This is a genomic window from Pseudomonas sp. NPDC098740 (genome assembly GCF_044760065.1).
GTDB lineage: Bacteria > Pseudomonadota > Gammaproteobacteria > Pseudomonadales > Pseudomonadaceae > Aquipseudomonas > Aquipseudomonas rossensis.
On sequence record NZ_JBIWAM010000008.1, the window covers coordinates 1 to 15,186 of the forward strand.

Sequence of the window (15,186 nt, forward strand, 5' to 3'; positions counted from 1 at the left end):
ACTATGAAGCATTGCTGCCGTGGAACTGCTCGCCGGAAATGCCACGGTAAACGGGAAGCGCATCTGACGGAAGGTGTGCTTCATGGATCGCATACGTTTCAAGAACGGTGATGTTCAAGACATTCCGCACATTACTCATGCGCTTTATCTGCTGACGCAAGATGGGCACGATTTGCTGCTGGTTGCGCAGCAGCAGATGATGGGGTGGAAGGCGCCGGTCTGACGCTATACCTCAACGAACAAGCCAAGCTCCTGAGGAGCTGGCTTGTCTGGGAGAATTGAGTTGCCAAGAGACTTTTATCATTGGCTGAAAATTGATAGAAGAATCAGTATCCAAGTTTGTCAGGATAAAATGAAAGCGGGGATGAGAGGTTTTCCACTTTTTTAGCGGCTTAACTTGAAAGGGAAAAACGAAAGAGCTGGATGAGTTTTTTTCCAGTTGGCAGCAAATCTATCTGCCTCATCTAATTGAGCATTATTCATTTCCTCTTTGATTTTGGATATGACGTATTCTGCATCTTCCTTAGCGCCGCCGCCATCAAGTTCAAGGAAGAGCGAAAGCAATGCATACGATTTCACAAAGTCTACTGGAAATCCGAAGTCGGTGTTTTTTCCAGATAAATAGTAGCCGTAGTTAAAAATTGCCTCCACATATCCTGTAGCAGCAGCCCGTTCGGTCCAGTTTCTAGCGCCTTCTGGGTCATTTTTTTCTAGCAAGGCTGCTGCCAGTCCACTCATTCCCCTAGGATAACCACCTTCCGCGGAGGCTTTCATCCAGCGTTCAACTGCATCTGCTCGACTTGAAGGCAATAGAAAAAAAACCTCCTCCTTCACGATAATCAGTTGCTAATAAGTATTGTGATAGTGCGAAGCCGTTTTCCGCTGATTGCTCAAGCCATTTTTTATCGCCAGTAATCTCGTACATTAAATACATTGATTCGGCGTTGCCTTGTGCGGCTTCCTTAGCGGCCAATGATTTTGCGCTTGCCAGCCATTCCTTAGGGGTTTTTTGACTTTTTAGGCAGTTATTCATGGTTGCACAGAGATCACCCTCCATCTGGCCAAGTCGAATCATTGAATAAATATTGCCTTGCTTAGCAGAATCCTCGTAAGCATCTTTGGCCGCTGTGTCGATATATCGTTTGTTTTTTCGTATTGCTTCGCCTAGATAGTATTGAGCTTCGCTGTCACCGGCAGCGGCAGCGATTTGTAGGTAGGGGAATGCAGAGATAGCCTTGAACTGGGTGTAAAGCTCAATACCTCGACTCTTGGCAGACTGCTGCTCGCTCGTAAGCTTTGCGCAAACTGGTGAGGATATTCCTGCTAAGAGAAAGGCTATAAAGCACAATGCTCGTGCTGATCTCTGCTTCATAATTTATCTGGGAAATATGATAGCGGCGGGTGTGTTGCTTTCCATTCTTTCGACATCTGCTTTGCTTGTTCGATTTGTTCAGGCGTTAGTTTTGCTGCGATTTCAGGGAGCATGTCGTTAGCGTAATCTTGCAAGCCGCCACCACCGTCAAGCTCAAGTAGCGTGTAAATTAAAGCGTATGATTTTACTGGGTCATAAGGGAATCCGAGTTCTGATGGGTTCTTAGATAAAAAAGAACCATATCCGAATACAGCACTTGCATATCCAGCTTTCGCAGCCTTTTCATTCCAGAATCTGAGCGTTTCAAAATCGTTTTTGTACGCAAGAACTTCTACATACCCCATCATACCTAAAGGGTAGCCACCTTCAGCAGATGCTTTCATTAAGCGTTCAACTACTTCTGCTCTCTTTGATGGAAGCAGGAAAAACCCTTTTCCATCACGGTACCCGGTTGCCAGGTAATACTGTGCGAAGGCATATCCACTCTCCGCTGATTGCTCAAGCCACTTGTCGTCTCCAGTTAGGCGAAACAACAGGTACATGGCTTCCGCATCTCCTTTGGTCGCTTCTTTTTTAGCAGCATCTAATGCCATTTTTCGCCATTCAGTTGGTTCTTTTCGACCTTTTGGACAGTTCTTCATAACAATACAAAGATCGTTCTTGTTTCCAAAGAGTCTAATCATTGAATATATATCGCCTTGAAATGCAGATGCTTCATAAGCGCTCTGTGCCTCAGGTGTAATATACCGTTTGACTTTTCGCAGTGCTTCGCCCAGATAATACTGTGCTTCATGGTCGCCGGCTTCCGCGGCAATGGTCAGGAAGGGGGTAGCAGTAACGGCTTTGTACTGATTGTAGAGAGTTATTCCTTGTATTTTTGCTGCTTGCTGTTCCGAGGAAAGTTCGGCGGATGCTGGATTTGCAAGCGCAATAATTAACAGTGCGGTAAATAGACTTTTCTTAATCAATGTTAACGGCTCAACTTTTCCGGAAAAAACGACAGGGGTGGATGAGTCGCTTTCCAGTTTTTTGCAAATTCGTTAGCTTCTGAAATTTGTTCCGGTGTCATTTTTTCGGCAATTTCCGGAAGGGTTTCATTTACGTAAACCTGTACATCTCCGCCACCGTCAAGTTCAGATAGTAGCGAGGTCAACGCATAACCTTTAACCCTATCTAATGGGAAGTCATAAAGCGATGGTGCGTGGGCTGAATATGCGCCGTAACTGCTGACGCCTGACTTGTACCCCTTTTTAGCTGCTTCGACAATCCAATGGCGAGCGACTGTTAAATCACCTTGATCTTCATAAATAAACGCAGCGTATTCCATCATTGCAGGGGGGTATCCTCCTTCTGCAGATAGTTTCAGCCAATTCCCAATTCCCTCATGCCGCTTCCACGGCAAGAAGAAACCGTCTCCTTGCCTAGTTCCAATTGCCATCCAGTATTGAGCTAATGCATATCCAGAATTTGCAGATTTCTCAAGCCATTCCTCCTCAAGCGTTAGCTCATACATTAAGTACATCGCTTCGGGATCACCACTTTCAGCAACAGGTTTAGTCAAATCTAGTGCGCCTTTCAACCATTGCGCCGGTGTTTTTGTACTTTCAGGGCAGTTGCCCATGTTGACGCAGAGATTATCACCACTACGTCCGAGCTGTATCATCGCATAAACGTTATTTTGGTTTGCTGATTCCTCGTACCACTTTTGAGCTTCGGCGGTCATAAACTGCTTTTCTTTGCGTAGTCTTTCGGCTAAATAAAACTGTGCTTCTGCATCTCCAGCTTCAGCTGCAATACGCAACTCAAGTTGCGCATTTTTATATTGATTGAATAGCGAGATGCCTCGCGATTTGGCTGCTTGCTCATCAGTAGTAAGGTGTGCGTTTGCGTTACCTGATAACGCTAAAGCGAATAATGCACCGGTAATGAGTTTTCTCATAATAGTCCGCATACAAGAAATACCCCTCTCAAAGTTAACGGCTCAACTTATCAGGAAAAAACGAGAGCGGAGGGTGTGAATCCTTCCATTCAGCAGCAAATTTATTTGCTTCCTTGAGTTGCTCGGGAGTCATTTTTTCTGCGATTTCTGGAAGAACTTCTTCAACATAGGTTTGAATATTTCCGCCTCCGTCTAACTCCTTTAGCAGGGAAGTCATTGCGTAACCTTTGGTCAGGTCAAGTTCGAAATCAAATAGAGAAGGAGCGTGAGCCAAATAAGCACCGTAACTGCTCACGCCGCTTTCATATCCCTGTTCGGCGGCTGCTTTGATCCAATGGCGAGCGACCGCAAGATCACCCTGGTTTTCATGAAGATAGACTGCATACTCCATCATCGCGCGTGGGTTTCCGCCCTCAGCAGATGCTTTAAACCAGTTGCCAACAGCCTCTTTGCGCTTCCAGGGAAGCAAAAATCCTTCCCCTTGTTTATCGCCAATGGCCATCCAGAATTGGGCTGTGGCATCCCCAGCATTAGCAGATTTTTCAAGCCAAACTCGGTCCAAAGATAGTTCGTACATAATGTACATCGCTTCCGCATCACCTTGCTCTGCTTTGGGTTTCGCGAGATTAGTTGCTTCAGTCAGCCACGCTGCGGGATTTTTCTTTGTCGCAGGGCAGTTCTCCATAGTTTTGCAAATGTCATTTCCGATCCGCCCTAGTTGGATCATTGCATAGAGATTCCCTTTTTCAGCGGCTGCTTCGTACCATCTCTGAGCCTCAGAAGTCATGTGGCGGTTTTTTTTTCTCAGCGCTTCGCCTAAATAATATTGAGACTCTGAGTCACCGGCTTCAGAGGCAGTAAGTAGATAAGGGATTGCTAGGGTGGTTTTATATTGATTATAAAGGATGATCCCTTTTTCTTTTGCCGTAATCTGCTCTGATGTCATAGCTGCAAAAGCTTGAAGCGACATAAATGATAAGAAACAAATAAAAAAAACTTTGAGTTTTGTCACGGTGAAGACATCCTTTTTTCTATTGGGAAGGCCCGGTGTAGGTTGCCAATCCTGTTGGGATATAATTACGCCCATGAAATTTAGTGCGTTGACAAAAATTATCAAGATTTGCACCTAGGATGGAAACATGTTTTGTATAGCGTTCACGCATTCTGTTGTTTTCAGGCTTGGCTAAGCCCAATACAGCCTCCGCCATGAAGTTATCCAAGTTGAGGCGGTTGACGCAGTAATCCTGTCCGCTTTTCGGAGCTTTCACACCAAAGCCGTTCATTCGCATGCATATTTTTTCAAACTGACTTTGCGCTTGATCGATTGTATTTTGTTGCGTGGCATTCTTAACTATCCAGCCAAGTATGAGTTCAATTGCTTTTTGCTGAAGCAAATGCGCTTGATCCCGGTCGTATGTGCGCTTGCCTTGCGTCGATCCGTCGGAAGAAGAATTATTGGTAGTGACCGTGAATGAGCTCGCACGGCTAGTCAGGGTCATTAGCAACGGCCCTAGAGCCTCAGGAATTGCATTGATGCACCAGCTTTCCATTTCTGATTGATTATCGTACTCGACAATTGCATCAGCAATCGGTCCGCCCTTGCCACCGCGAGTCATCGCCTCGTAGAGATTCATTACGATATCCCAGCCCATCACGTAGACCATTTGTACGTCTAGTCCGGCAGCGCCCAGCAGGTTCAGTGTGGACGCATAATCTGCTGCATCCGGTGCCATCCATAGAATCCGTTTGCCTTGCGTCTTATGCAGTTCGCGACGATACAAGTTGAGGATATCCACGACGGCCTCATAGCCAATTTCTAGCTTAAAACTGCCACTGGCCCCAGGCCCAAGTACGACCGCGGCCTTGAGGTTGAGGATAAACCGTCCTTTATCCAAGGAAATTTGGGCATTCCCTTGAAAGCCTGCACCGAGTGCAGCGCCTACGGATCCATTCAGTTTGGCTAGTGTTAACCACTGACTGGCACTCTTGGCATCTTTGCTGTTGTTGATTCCGGTCGTAGGCGCGGTGCGCAGTGCGGCGAGCTCTTTCGGGGGTGCCCAGTTCAGGGCGCCGGTGAGCTCGATTGCGGCTTGTATGCCGCCGAAGATGTTGAAACTGGCCTTGGCGCCATTTTCAATTTGTACGTTGGCAGCACGTCCACTGACCATTTGCCCTGAGGTTTTTGTCTCTGTGTAGGTGCCAGACTTGGATTTGTACTCGAGATCGGGGGTAGGACTGGTATCCCCACTTTCGGCTTTGGCTTTTTTCATCTCTTCGTGATCTTTGCGCTCAGCTTTGGCTGAAGCGTCTTCACGTTGTGCTGGTTTTACCGGGCTGAGTGTTGCGCCATATTTCATGTTGCCGAAAATAGGGTTTAGCTCAACGCTACCGGCCAGCATCAATGACGCTCCCGCATACCCCCAGGCTCTTACGCCGAAATGGAAAGAGAATCGTCCGAAATTCATGTTTTGAACTTGAGAATTGCCTTCCAGGTAGTATTCAAGGGTGGTGTCTTTGGCTTTTTCTCGCGATGGCATGTCGATTTTCATCAACTCTACCTCGCCACGCGCCAGATCAAGGCTCAAGGCGACGCTTGCAGACACTTGAAAGCCTTCTGCGGCGGTAAATTGGGGGCCTTCCAGTTTTACCTCCCCATGAAGTTTGGACTGTGGTGGCGTCAAGCAACGAACAAATTGCGCTTGAGGACTTTTGTCGAACAACCTCACTTCACCACGAATGCTTTTCTTGAATACCAACTGCTTGAGGTGGTCGCCCCAATCATTAAGTGTTGCACTGTCTTCAAGTTCGGTAACCGTCCAGCCCTGTTTTTTCAGAGAGTCGTGGAATCGTTTTACTTCAAACCAGCCTTTGGCATCGAACCAGTCACCTTGGTCATCGACACAACGAGCGCCTTGAGCGATCAGCCACTGGCGAAACACTCCGCGGGCGGAATTTTTATCGGCACCGTCGGCGCCGTTTTTGGGAAGGCTTTCGAGGATTTTTTTCGGTTGTCCCTTAGCCTTATCCATATCCTCTTTCATGATTGTTGGTGCGTCTTTGAGGTTCATCAAACTGAACCAACCTAAAGGGGTGCCTTTAGTGTCAGAGCGGCTGACCTCGCGCAGGGGAAAGCCGGCGTTGACCAAACGGTCTACCGGTTGCGGTTGAAATTGCTCCGGATCCCAAAGCAGATGGCGTCGAATAGGCGCAGCTGCGACGTTATTTTGGGCTTGCTCTCGCAACTTATCCTTAACAGTCTGCAAGCGGTCCCATTCTGCGCGCTCTGTGTCCACCAGACCTGCCGGTGCCTGTGCGTTCTGGCCTGTTGCTTCGATCCAGTTTTTATATTTTTCCTGCAGTCGGGAGGTGACTTCCGTTTGTTTCTTTTCTGTCTCTACGTACAGCTTGAATTGCGAAATGCCTGACGGAAGATCATCCGAAATCAACGCGAACTCTGGGAGGGCGATACCGTATTCGGAAGCTTTGATAATGGCATTAGTGTATTCGTGGTAATCAAGCTTATCGGCGTTCTGATAGTACTCGACGACGTAGCCGACGAGATCCGCCGAGCAGGTGACCATGCAACTGCGCAGGTTTTCAATTTGTTGCTTATGTGCGGTAAGCGCTTTTTCGACTTCATCCACCGGGAACTGTGTGAAATCCTTATTGCTGAATAACGCCTTGCGAGCTTTTAGGTAGCTCTGGACGCGAGAGCGTGCCTCGATGGCATTTTCCGAAAACAAGGTGCCACTTTCGTAGGTGTAGCCTCGAAGCTCCGCTTCGGTAATAGCAACTCGCTTGAGTGCAGACCATTCGGCTCGCAACTTATGAAAGGCGTTCACTTCATCGTTGATGTGATCTTGGGCATCGACATCAGCAATAAGTCTTTCCATGCGCGAGTTCGCCGTTTCTTCCTGGGGAATCGCTTTAGGTGCAGCTTTTTGTGATTTGGCATTGGCCTCGGTCTTGCTACGCCGAGCCATCCCAGGATCCATCTCGATGTTCTGAGCCTCTATTTCCTCCATCCGTTGGCGCTGCTCGCCCTTGAGGAAATTACTCAGCTTTGGTTCGAGGAAGTACTCAAGCAGTCCTGTGTCCTGAAGCCCCTTGATCCGCTCTTCACGGGACTTGGTCGGTGCAATTTGCTTTTCCAGCGCATGCATGGCCTCTTTCATTGACGCAGCCGCGCGCTCGGGCAACAACCAAAACTGTTGTTCATCTGTTGCATAGATAGCGGTGGCGTAGGTATCGGAACAAGGCTTTGGATGTGGCTTGAAAGTCGTTGTACAGGACTCCGAAAAGTCCTTGGGCGGGTTCAGTGTGGTGACTTCTTTTGTTGAAGTTGGAGCATTGGCCTTCGCAGTTGGTGTCGCAGACGCCGCTGGAGCCGCTGTCGATTGCGCGGCAGAACCCACCTGAGCACTCTTGGGAACACTAAGATTCCAACCCGGCTTAATCGCATTCGGGGTGGTAATGAAGGGATTCATCTGGCGCAGTTGCGCAACATTGGTGTTGTAGCGAGTAGCAATCTGGCTGAGCGTTTCACCAGGATTGACTAAATGATTGGTAATTTCCATGATGCTTCCGTTCTGTTGTTGCGTCGGGTTCATTGGGGATTGGCGGATGCTGTTTGCATCAGCTGTTCAACCTTGATGAACGACTCTTCCCTGGATTGCAGGATGGCCATTGCTTCTGGCCGTGTTTCAAGCAGCGGTCCGTCGACGACAGAGGCGAGCTTGAGCAAATGGTCACCTTCGTAGATGTTGTATTTGAGCAAAAGGTCCAGGTTCTCGGCAATTTCATTGATCCGATCATCAGCGGGCTCACCGAACGCGGCATATTGCTCATCGACCCAGTACAGCCACCCCAGTCGCGCTTGAACCTTTGCTGCGTTGTCGGGAAGGTTGAACGCCGGGCCATCGCCACGCCACTTCAGTTTCGATTTCGCCGTCCACGACAGCCACGCGCCGCGCTCTTTGCCGAAGTGGCTCGGGGCAGGGCTGTACACCGCTTGCCAAGGACCGAACAATTGAATGGACGCGTCACCCGCGGTGTAGGCCAATGCAGCCCAGAGACTCGGTTTGTGATAGCTCAACAGGCTTTGCCCACCGGAACCGTCGTTGGCTCGTAGCAGCCAGCGCGCATGTGCGAGGGCCTGAGTGGCGTCGTCTGCGACCAGAGCAATTCCCGAGTAGTTTTCTTCGCACAATCGCGTGGCTTCGACCGCCAACCGACTGCCCCAAGGCGCTGTGAGCCAGAGCGGTCCTTCGTTGGCGATTTCCGCAAAGTCAGTGCTGCTGAACAAGGCTTGAGCACTCATCGGTTCGCCGATGCGATACAGACGCGACATCGCTTCGGGCTGGCGTGCGCGATCGATGATGAAACACAGGACCTGACTGGACTGTTCCCTGGGCAGCGACTCGAATCCGTAACGCGGTGCGGCCAGCAGGGTGTTCATGGCGGTTACATGCATGTGCAATCCTTACGGCTGCAGGCGCCGTTGCTTTGTTTACCGCATAACGGAGTGATGCCCGATTCGTTGAGGCGGCTGGGGAGAGGCGCCTTGCCCGCTACATCCGCATCCGCGACTTTCATCGGCCCCGGCAACAACGGCGCAGCAGGCGTCCCCGAACCTGGCCCACCCCCCGAGTTAACCATCACCTGCGCACCACTGATGGTCACGCCCCCCGCGTCAATCTTCACAAAGCTCCCGCCAGCCTTGGCCGTCAGCTCCATCCCACCCTCAACCACAACTTTTTCGCCTGCGTTGTAGTGAATCTCCTGACCCGCCTCGACAAACTGCGCCGTCCCTACCTTTACATGCTGAGTAACGGCAACCGTCAGGTGATCATCCGCCCGGGTTTCAGTCTTGCGATCCAGATGGGTAATCCGATGTTCTTCAACCTTGAACTCACTGAAAACATTGGCCTCGACGGTGTCGTGGCGCTCATTGCCGATGCGGATCTTCTGATCATGCTCAATGTTTTCATCCCAGTCGCGTTGGGCGTGCAGATAAATCTGTTCCGCACCTTTCTTGTCTTCAATCCGAAACTCGTTGTAACCGTTGCCGCCGGGTGAGCTCAGGGTCTTGAAGGTGCTGCGGGTCTTGTTCGCCGGCAGGTCGTAGGGGACGACGTTTTCCTTGTGGTACAGGCAGCCGGTGATCAGCGGTTGGTCCGGGTCGCCTTCCATAAACGACACCAGCACTTCCATGCCGATGCGCGGGATGGCGATGCCGCCGTAGGCATTGCCGGCCCAGCCGGTGGCGACGCGCAGCCAGCAGCTGGTCTTGTCGTCGGCCTGGCCTTCGCGGTCCCAGTGGAACTGGACTTTGACGCGACCGTATTCATCGCAATGGATTTCTTCACCCGCAGGGCCGGTGACGATGGCGGTCTGGCTGCCAAGGACTTTGGGTTTCGGGTGTTCGAGGGCAGGGCGGAAGTGTGCGTCCCACGGGGTGGCGAGGAAGCGGTTGCGGTAGCCCTGGTGGAAATCGTCTTTGTTCTGGGTGACGTCGCTGGTGACGTTTGCGCCGAGCACTTGCGGCTGTTTGCCTTCGTGCTGCACTTCCAGCAGCAGCCAGAGGTCGTTCCACTCGGCGCGCGGGTGTTCGCTCAGGGCCATGAAGTGGCCGCTGACCAGGGTGGGCTCGTCGCTTTTGCCTTCGGCAAGTTTGTAGTCGCTGCGGTGGCGTTCCAGGGCGCGCGTTGCCAGTTGCTTGCCGCGTTCGCGGTCGGTGAAGCGGCCGGGGTAGTCGTAGTCTTCCAGGTCCGGGGCGAACGCGCTTTTGGCGGAGCCCTCGGGCAGGATGCGCGGTTTTTCGAAGTCGTAATCGCGGCGGCTGACGCGGGTGGTGCGGGTTTCCAGACGCAGGTTGAAGCGCTTGATCACTGGTTTCTCGGCAGCCATGCCGGAGTCTTGCTGGTAGCTTACGGGCGCGAGTTTACGGAATACCGTCTGGTCATCGCCGAACACCAGTTTGTGGCCGCTGGCACTGTGCTGGAAGTGGAAGTGAATGCCTTCTTCTTCGCACAGGCGCTGGATGAAATGCAGGTCGGATTCGTCGTACTGCACGCAGTAATCGCGTTCCGGGTAGATCGCGCCGAGCTGGAAGCTGTAGGCATCGGCCAGGATGCCGCGCGCTTCGAGGACCTGAGCGATGATCTTCGGCACACTTAAATGCTGGAAAATCTGCTGGTCATGGTTGTGGCGCAGGTAGGCGAGTTGCGGCACCAGGCTAATGCTGTAACGGGTCAGGCTTTTGCCGGAATCGCCTTGCTCGATGCGATATACCAAGCCGTGGATGATGCCTTTGCCGGTGGCGCCGAAGGTCAGGCAGCCGGGCTTGTGCAGCAACTCTTCGAGTTTCAGGTCGGGGCGCGCGCTGACCAGTTCGATGTCGAAGCAGAACGGCTGGTTGAGGGTTTCGCGACCGACGAAGCTGAGTACCTGAAGGTCAACGGAAACGCCTTCCAGCGTCAGGGAAATATGGGTTGCGTTCGCGTCCAGCATGCCTTTAATTCCGTCCTTTGAATAAGCTGGGGCGGATGGTGCAGGATTAAAGCGCCTCGTTCAAGGCAACGGGCAGTCATTTACAGACTAAAGTCGTCTGAAGTCCGTAGCAGCCCTTTGCCGTCATTGGCACTTACCCCCGTTGGCGGTGTGAGTTACGCCGCCATCGCGAGCAAGCTCGCTCCCGCATTCGACCGCGATCCAATGTGGGAGCGAGCTTGCTCGCGAAGAGGCCACCACCTTCAGCGAAGATCCAACTGATGGCGATACGGCAGATCCGGCCCGGTCTTGCTGCAGGTCAGCGCCGCGGCCTGCACCGCAAACTTCAGCATCCCGTCGATCTGCTCGTGGTCGAGCGATTGCACGCCCTCAACCGAATCCAGCTGCTGCTCCGTCAGCCAGGTAATCAACGCCGCCTGGAACGTATCGCCAGCGCCCACGGTGTCGGCGATTTTCACTGAACTTGCCGGTACCGACCAGGAACCATGCATACGGCTGAACACCGTCGCCCCCTCGCCACCACGGGTCAGAAACACCAACTGACAACGATGCTGCAGCCAGCCTTCAATCACCCGCTGCGGATCCTGCTCGGGATACAACAAGCTCAAATCTTCATCGCTGACTTTGATCAGGTCGGCCAGCTCAACCAAGGTCGCAATCCGCGAGCGCCACAGGTCGATATTCGGCTCAGGATTGAGCCGCACGTTGGGGTCAAGGCTGATCATGCGTTTACCGCTTTCCCGCTGCACCAATGCCAACAGCGTGTCGGCGATTGGTTGCACCACCAGCGAAAACGAACCGATGTGCAAGCCGCGTACTTCAGGGCCCAGTTCCGGCAGATGCTCGGTTTTCAACTGACGATCAGCGCAGCCTTCACCCCGGAAGCTGTAATGCGGCGAACCATTGGCACCGACGGCCACCATCGCCAGGGTCGTAGGCGCCGCGAAATCCACCAGGTAATCCGGGCGCACGCCTTCATCCTGCAGGACCTGCTGCAAGCGTCGACCGAGGTAGTCGGTGGACAGGCCGGCAAACAGCGCCGCGTCCACGCCCAAACGGCGCAAACCCACCGCGACATTGAACGGCGAGCCGCCGGCAATCGCCTTGAAATTCACTTTTGAAGCCAGGCCGCTGGCATCGTCTTCACTGAAGAAATCGAACAGCGCTTCGCCACACACCAGGTACATAGTTATTCACTCTTTAAAGGGTTGCGACATGCTGTTGATAGCGTTCGTAAGCCTGCTGACAGGCTGCCACATTGTCTGCGATCGGCAAGGTTTCGCTGGCCGGATCGAGCTTCACGCAACGCTCGCAAAGGTCCGCCAGGCTGTCTTCATGCCCGTTTTCCCAGGACTTGCACCACGCCGCCTGAATCGCGGCGCCAAGAGCCGCGGCTTCGCTTTGTTCCGTGCAGATGACTGGGGTGTTCATGATGTCAGCGACGATCTGCCGCCACACCGGGCTTTTTGAGCCGCCGCCGATCAGGCAAATGCTGCAGCTATGTAAGCCATTCTGGCGCAGCAGGTCCAGTCCTAAACGCAAACCGAAGGTCGTGCCTTCGACCACCGCGCGGCACAGGTTGGCCTGGGTCAGGTTGGTCATGGTCAAGCCCAGCAGGCTGCCGGTGGCATGGGGCAGGGCGGGGACGCGCTCGCCGTTGAGGAACGGCAGCATGCACACGCCTTCGGCACCGATGGGTGCTTGCTCAACGAGGGCGTTGAACTGCTCGATATCCAACTCGAACAACTCGCGAATCACCCCGGTTGCGTTGGTCAGGTTCATGGTGCAGGTCAGCGGCAGCCAGCCACCACTGGAGGAGCAAAACGTTGCGACTGAAGCGTCCGGACTGACTTTCGGTTGATCCGCATAGGCGTACACCGTACCCGAAGAACCGAGGCTCATGGTGATAGCGCCGGACTTGATGTTGCCGGTGCCGATGGCGCCCATCATGTTGTCACCGCCGCCGGTGGAGACCAGCGCCTGCGGGTTGATGCCCAGGTGTTCGGCGATGCTCGGCAGGATCGTGCCGACGGCTTGATGAGCGTCGATCAGCTCCGGCAGCGCGGCTTGCAGTCGCCCGGTGGGATCGATGTCACGCAGCAGCTGCAAATCCCATTGGCGAGTGCGCACGTTGAAATAGCCGGTGCCCGAGGCGTCGCCGTACTCGCTGCAACTGCGGCCGGTGAGCCAATAGTTGAGGTAGTCATGGGGCAGCAGGATGCGCGCGATGCGAGCGAAAATCTGCGGGTGTTGTTCTTTGGTCCATAGCAGTTTGGAGACGGTGTAGCCCGGCGCGATCACGACGCCGAGGCGTTCCAGTGAGCCTTTTTCGCCACCCAGATGGGCAAGCAGACGGTCGTTTTCCGGGGTGGATTCGGTGTCACACCAGAGTTTGGCCGGACGCAGCACCTGGCCCTGATCGTCGAGCAGCACCAACCCATGTTGCTGGCCGGAAACGCCGATGCCGAGGATGTCCTGGCCGTCGACCTTCGCCGCGAACAATGCACGGCGGGTGGCAAGCGCGAACGCTTCCAGCCATTGGGAGGTGTCTTGCTCGCGGCGGCCATTGGCGCCACTGATCAGGCTGTGCGCGGCGGCGCCCTGGCCGAGGACCTTGCCGCTAACCGCATCGAGAACGATGGCCTTTGTACCTTGGGTGCCGCAGTCGATGCCGAGGAAAAAGTGTTGGTTTGCCATGGAAGATCCTTGGATCGTCAGGTCGGTTTCAGTGCACATTCAACATATAGGTTGTCTGTCAGTCCGCCATCGCGGGCAAGCCCGCTCCCACAGTGGTCAGTGGTGGAACACAGATTTGTGAACGACATTGATCCCTGTGGGAGCGGGCTTGCCCGCGATGGCGATAGCAGCTTCGCCTCAGGAATTACGCCAATACCCGCTCAAGGGTTTTTGTCACCCCTACACCCCGCAAGCTGTTACAGCACCACTCAAACGCCGCCACAAACTCGGGCGAATGCGGGATCGCCGTACCAAAAATCTCCTCAACCGCCAGCAACCGCTGCGTGATCAACGCATCATCCGCCACCAGCGCCTGACAAAACGCCGCACGCGGATCAGGAATGCTGTAGGTATCGCCATTCTCGTCCACGCCCTTCAAATACAACGCCCAAGCCGCCACCACCAATGCCGCTCGTTTGGTCTCCTGCCCATCAGCAATCAATCGATTGATCGTCGGCACAGTGAACTTCGGAAACTTCGACGAACCGTCCGAACACACGCGCTCCAGCTGATCGGCAATCGCCTGGTTGGAGAAGCGTGCTTCCAGGGTGTTTTTGTACTCGGTCAGGTCAATCCCCGGCACGGGTGACAGTTGGGGGGTCACGTCCAGGTCCATGTAGGCACGCATGTAGCGCACGAACAGCGGGTCGTTCATGGTTTCGTGAACGAAGCGGTAACCCTTCAAAAAACCCAGATAAGTGAGTGCGAGGTGACTGCCGTTGAGCAGTTTGATTTTCATCTCTTCATAAGGCGTGACGTCGTCAGTGAACTGCACGCCGACCTTTTCCCAGGCCGGACGACCGTTGACGAACTTGTCTTCCAGCACCCACTGTACAAACGGTTCGCAGACCACCGGCCAGGCGTCGTCGATAGCGTGTTTATCGTGCAGTTGCAGCTTGTGTTCGGTGCTGGTCATCGGCGTGATGCGGTCGACCATGGCATTGGGGAAACTCACGTTGGTGGCGATCCAGTCCCCCAGCTCAGCATCGCGCAGGGCGGCGAATGCCAGTAACGCTTTGCGAGTGACCGCGCCGTTGTGCGGCAGGTTATCGCAGGACATCAAGGTGAACGCAGGCGTGCCGGCTGCACGACGTTTGGCCAGCGCGGCGCAGAGAAAACCGAACACGGTTTTCGGTGCGTTCGGGTGTGCCAGGTCGTGCTGGATCTGCGGCAGTTGGGCCATGAACTCACCGTTGCTGTCGTCGATGCAGTAGCCGCCTTCGGTAATGGTCAGCGAAACGATACGGATCTCGGGGCTGGCGAGTTTGTCGATCAGCGCTTGCGCACCGTCTTCGGCCAGCAGCATGTCGCGAATCGCGCCAATGACCCGGACTTCGGTGTCGTCGGTATCGCCCAGCTCGAACAGGGTGAAGAGGTAATCCTGCTCTTTGAGATCGTCCCGGGCGCGGCGGTCTTCGGCGCGCAGGCCGACGCCGCAAATCGCCCAGTCCAGGCCTTCGCCGGTATTCATCAACGCATCGGTGTAATACGCCTGATGGGCGCGGTGGAAACCACCGACTCCGATGTGCGCGATGCCTTGGCGGGTATCGCTCAGGGCGTAGGCGGGCAGGACCACCTCGGGGGCGAGGCGATTGAGGTTCTGTTTATTGAGTTTCATCACAAGGTC

12 protein-coding genes are annotated in these 15,186 nt (G+C 53.7%); 1 reads left to right on the forward strand and 11 read right to left on the reverse strand.

Annotation, left to right across the window (positions count from 1 at the left end):
• Positions 1-82 precede the first annotated feature (82 nt).
• Positions 83-223 carry a hypothetical protein gene (locus ACIQU2_RS12085; protein ID WP_403141262.1) on the forward strand — a complete coding sequence of 47 codons (141 nt, stop codon included), beginning with the start codon at positions 83-85 and terminating at the stop codon, positions 221-223.
• A 161-nt stretch (positions 224-384) separates the two neighbouring features.
• Here ACIQU2_RS12085 and ACIQU2_RS12090 read toward each other — a convergent pair whose 3' ends face one another.
• The 11 genes from ACIQU2_RS12090 to ACIQU2_RS12140 form a co-directional block, all read right to left on the reverse strand.
• Entirely contained in the window at positions 385-774 is a 390-nt protein-coding gene (locus ACIQU2_RS12090) for a sel1 repeat family protein (protein WP_403140808.1), read from the reverse strand.
• Positions 775-781: 7 nt separating this feature from the next.
• Entirely contained in the window at positions 782-1,372 is a 591-nt protein-coding gene (locus tag ACIQU2_RS12095; RefSeq protein WP_403140811.1) for a hypothetical protein, read from the reverse strand.
• Positions 1,369-2,340: a sel1 repeat family protein gene (locus ACIQU2_RS12100; RefSeq protein ID WP_403140813.1), complete on the reverse strand. Its 972-nt coding sequence runs from the start codon at positions 2,338-2,340 to the stop codon at positions 1,369-1,371. The genes ACIQU2_RS12095 and ACIQU2_RS12100 overlap by 4 nt, the downstream gene beginning before the upstream one ends.
• Before the next feature lie 2 nt (positions 2,341-2,342).
• On the reverse strand, positions 2,343-3,311 hold the full coding sequence (locus ACIQU2_RS12105) for a tetratricopeptide repeat protein (protein WP_403140815.1): 969 nt from the start codon (positions 3,309-3,311) through the stop codon (positions 2,343-2,345).
• Between the two features lie 34 nt (positions 3,312-3,345).
• Positions 3,346-4,323 carry a tetratricopeptide repeat protein gene (locus ACIQU2_RS12110; RefSeq protein ID WP_403140817.1) on the reverse strand — a complete coding sequence of 326 codons (978 nt, stop codon included), beginning with the start codon at positions 4,321-4,323 and terminating at the stop codon, positions 3,346-3,348.
• 19 nt (positions 4,324-4,342) lie between these two features.
• Positions 4,343-7,888 carry a LysM peptidoglycan-binding domain-containing protein gene (locus ACIQU2_RS12115; RefSeq protein ID WP_403140820.1) on the reverse strand — a complete coding sequence of 1,182 codons (3,546 nt, stop codon included), beginning with the start codon at positions 7,886-7,888 and terminating at the stop codon, positions 4,343-4,345.
• Positions 7,889-7,917: 29 nt separating this feature from the next.
• Positions 7,918-8,784, reverse strand: a complete 867-nt coding sequence (locus tag ACIQU2_RS12120) for a DUF4123 domain-containing protein (RefSeq protein ID WP_403140823.1) — start codon at positions 8,782-8,784, stop codon at positions 7,918-7,920.
• Positions 8,775-10,823 (reverse strand): type VI secretion system tip protein VgrG, encoded by a 2,049-nt coding sequence (locus tag ACIQU2_RS12125; protein WP_403140825.1) that lies wholly within the window; start codon positions 10,821-10,823, stop codon positions 8,775-8,777. The genes ACIQU2_RS12120 and ACIQU2_RS12125 overlap by 10 nt, the downstream gene beginning before the upstream one ends.
• Positions 10,824-11,065: 242 nt before the next feature.
• Positions 11,066-12,010 (reverse strand): carbohydrate kinase, encoded by a 945-nt coding sequence (locus ACIQU2_RS12130; RefSeq protein WP_403140828.1) that lies wholly within the window; start codon positions 12,008-12,010, stop codon positions 11,066-11,068.
• Positions 12,011-12,023: 13 nt separating this feature from the next.
• Positions 12,024-13,520 carry a xylulokinase gene (gene xylB / locus ACIQU2_RS12135; RefSeq protein ID WP_403140830.1) on the reverse strand — a complete coding sequence of 499 codons (1,497 nt, stop codon included), beginning with the start codon at positions 13,518-13,520 and terminating at the stop codon, positions 12,024-12,026.
• A gap of 184 nt (positions 13,521-13,704) precedes the next feature.
• Entirely contained in the window at positions 13,705-15,177 is a 1,473-nt protein-coding gene (locus ACIQU2_RS12140; RefSeq protein ID WP_403140832.1) for a mannitol dehydrogenase family protein, read from the reverse strand.
• Positions 15,178-15,186: the final 9 nt, after the last annotated feature.